This is a genomic window from Acidobacteriota bacterium, from assembly GCA_022562055.1.
Classification (GTDB): Bacteria; Actinomycetota; Acidimicrobiia; order Spongiisociales; family UBA5794; genus BMS3BBIN02.
The window spans coordinates 1-3,504 of sequence record JADFQA010000074.1 but is presented as its reverse complement, the minus strand read 5'-3'; the positions used below and the strand labels follow the sequence as shown (position 1 = coordinate 3,504).

The window sequence follows — 3,504 nt, the reverse complement described above, 5'->3', positions numbered from 1 at the left end:
CCAACGAAGGCCTCAATAAGGGACGAAATCGGCATGACAAGTCGAGGGAAGTTCACATTGGCAAGCAATTTACTATTCGACACGATCGAGTTGACGCCCCCGGTCAAAGCTGTCTGGGTAAAGTAGAACGGAAAGATCCCGGACAGTAGCCAAGCGACAAAGGGAATAGCATCTGGCGCGCTCGACGTGTCTCTCTTGAGAATAACCCCAAACACAAGGACATACACCAGACCCAGCAGCAGCGGATTGAGTACCCACCAGAAAAGGCCAAGGACAGTCGAAGCGTTACGAGCCTTGAGGTTGCCCATTGCTAGATACCACGCAAACTCCCGACGACCCCAGAGTTGGCTTGCGTAGGTTTTTGCCGCGTCGAACGTGCGCGCGGGCTGGGGACGGGTGAGGCTCATGACCACGAAAGTTTACAACACCGCGCGTGTTTGATGATTGTTGTGTGCTTTGCTCTTTACATCACCTGGAAAAGGCCGACATATGAAGTGGCGGCGAGTACATTGAATTGGTCGACTGGGCTTGCAGCAGGGGTTTGAGGGCTTTCGGTCGACACAATTGATCTGGAAGGACAAGGACGTGCAAACCCAGACCAACATCGTTCGACTCGTGCGAACGACGCTGGCTGCTGCCATCGCAGCTTCGATCACCATTGCGCTTCCTGCTGGAGCAGCCGAGACGACACCCACGGTCGGCGACCTCAACGGCGCAGAATCAGTAGTCTCGCTGACCGGTCACACTGACTCGGCCGGGTCGTCCGATCCTCTGGAACTGGTCGGATCCGACTACACCGTCACTGTCCTCCCCCGTCCCGAAGGTTGGGTAGACAGCATCCAAAGCGGCACGCAGACCCCAACCGCGTACCTCACTGACCCGTTCGGCATCGTAGCCAAGGCGCCGTTTGTGCGGCGCTACTCGCTCGACACCGACAACTGGCAGGTATACCTTTGCGGAGCCACATCTGTCGGGATGACACAGGCGATCAACATGCTGAACGGAAGCACCGCCGACTACTTCACATCGTGGTCACAGGGCAAACTCACGCTCTCCTTCACGGCTGGTTCATCCCTGTCCCCGACAGGCAGCGACCCAAACTGTCGTAGCGCCGCAGCAGCCACAGCAGCACCCACAACCGAGGGTGTCTTCATCATCGACACCACGACCGGCGGAGGTTTCGCCTCTCCCGGAAGTGTCTGTTTCTCAGGCGACGAGTGCCCCTGGGTTCCCTCGACCGTCCTCCCGACGGAAAACGAACCAGGAAGCGGACGCTACGCAGTCGTCGGCGACTACGCCTTTGCCAACTACCCACAAATTATCGTCCACGAAATGGGGCACACGTTCCACTGGCCGCACTCAAACAGCGGGGCGAGCCAGTATGACAACCCTATCGATGTGATGAGCGCAAACGCCGGCACCAACGACGCGCTGTCGACGCTGTCGTACAACCGGTACCTGTCGGGGTGGATCGATCCCTCAGACGTCTTTGTGTCCAACGGCGACTACGCAGAAGTAACCCTCCAGCCAGGCACTTCGGCCGGAACGCAAATGATCGTAATCAACGCGGCCAAACAATGGGACCTCTTCGTGCTCGGCGCTCGCACGACAAGCGCATACGACCCAATCTCGGCAAACATGGAGGGTGTCGAGGTGTACTGGATCGACCACAACACCTGTATCGGATGGGGCGGACTTGAACCGTGCCCGAGCCTGTGGCGGGAGCAGATCATGCAACCAGCGAACCCGAACAAACTCGACCACGTGTATCAAGTAGGTGAGAGTTTCACGATCGAAGGCCTCCAGATCCAAATCACCGGCCGCAGCGGCGAAGGATTCACGATCGCCATCGGCGACCCGAACTCCCCGACGCAAAGCTTCGTCGACACTTCGGGATCGGAGTTCGTTGACGATATCGATTGGCTGCTGGCGGAAGGCATCACGGCGGGTTGCAATCCGCCGACGAACGACAAGTTCTGCCCAACAGACAACGTGACACGAGGCCAGATGGCGGCTTTTCTCACAAGGGCGTTGAATCTCACCGATGAGGGGACGACGAACTTCGTAGACGACGACGGCTCGATATTCGAAGCAGACATCAACAAACTCGCCGCCGCGGGCATAACCCTGGGTTGCAACCCACCAACGAACGACAAGTTCTGTCCCGACGATCCTGTCACCCGAGAACAGATGGCAGCGTTCCTGGTGCGTGCGCTGGGACTCACCGACGCTGGAACCGTCGATTTTGTGGACGACGACGGCTCGATATTCGAAGCAGACATCGAGAAACTGGCAACCGCGGGCATAACCCTGGGTTGCAACCCACCGACGAACGACAAGTTCTGCCCGACAAGCAACGTGACACGCGAACAGATGGCAGCATTCCTCCACCGAGCGCTCGGCTAAACAACTCGGCGGACACCACCGCTCGGCAATCGATCGAGTATTCATCGGCTCGCAGACCCAGTTGGGTACAATTGACGGATGCCCGACACTCGAGAACGCCGCACCCTTGTCGCGGGGAACCTGATACTAGGTGCCTCGATCACCTTCACCCTTCTCGGCAGCATCCGTTTCGCCCGAACCGTCGCCAATGGTCAACCACGAGTCGCGTTCTACGCGATCTGGGGCTTCGCAGGGATGATCTGGGCTCTCCACACATTGCGTGACCGATTGGTTGTCGAACGTGTCGTCGGAGTCGGCGTCGCGATCGGTATCGCGGCTCAATTGGTGGTCGTCCTGGCCAACGGCGGCTCACCCACGGCGTTTACCTATGTAACAGTGGTCCTGCTCGGAGCACTGTCGGTGGGGCTGTTTCGTTCTGAACAGCCGTTTCGTCCCATCGCTCGATTCGTTGAAATGTTCAGCCGAACGCCGGAAACTCCCGCCTGGACCCCCACGAGGGGCACTCTCGTCGCCGCGGGAATCGCCGGCCTCAGCATCGTCTTCATCGGCACCGCAATGCTCGTGTCCAACATTCCTCTCGGCCACGATGAGTCTGTGTACGCACTCAAAGCGCGCGCTTGGATCGAAGCAACGCCGGCCAGCGGTTTCGGTATCCACCGGCCCGTCGGAATGGCGGTGATCGCTGCTTCGATCCTCAAACTCAGCAACTCAGTGCTCGCACTCCGTCTTGGCGGTGCGGTCGCCTCGCTGCTGGCGCTCGTCGCAATGTTTCGCCTAGGTGTCGCGACTCGACGAAAGGCTGCGTCGATTATCACGATTGTTGCATTTGCGGCAGGCCAACCCTATCTACGCCGTGCGCCGGAGTTCCTCAACGACATGGCGACATCTGGACTGTTGATCGGCGTACTCGTGGTTGTGTGGCGTGTCAGCGAAGGACACGACCGTACCTTCCCCCTCTGGGTCGCCTCCGTGCTTTCTGCGGCGGCGTTCTACCTACGATACGGGTCCGCAGTAGTGGTGGTCATCATCGTGGCCGTGGCGGGGTTGATGTTCCGCTCCCAGGTTCGTGAACAGGCTCGTAGCGTGGCGATCGCAGCG

The 3,504-nt window shown here is 59.1% G+C and carries 3 protein-coding genes; 2 read left to right on the top strand and 1 reads right to left on the bottom strand.

The window, feature by feature from the left end; translation table 11 throughout:
- On the bottom strand, positions 1 to 407 hold a 407-nt coding region (locus tag IIC71_15060), incomplete at its 3' end, for a hypothetical protein (protein MCH7670500.1).
- A 178-nt stretch (positions 408 to 585) separates the two neighbouring features.
- Here IIC71_15060 and IIC71_15055 point away from each other — a divergent pair.
- Together IIC71_15055 and IIC71_15050 are read left to right on the top strand one after the other, a co-directional pair.
- On the top strand, positions 586 to 2,406 hold the full coding sequence (locus tag IIC71_15055) for an S-layer homology domain-containing protein (GenBank protein ID MCH7670499.1): 1,821 nt from the start codon (positions 586 to 588) through the stop codon (positions 2,404 to 2,406).
- Between the two features lie 78 nt (positions 2,407 to 2,484).
- The coding region (locus tag IIC71_15050; protein ID MCH7670498.1) for a hypothetical protein at positions 2,485 to 3,504 on the top strand (1,020 nt) is incomplete at its 3' end.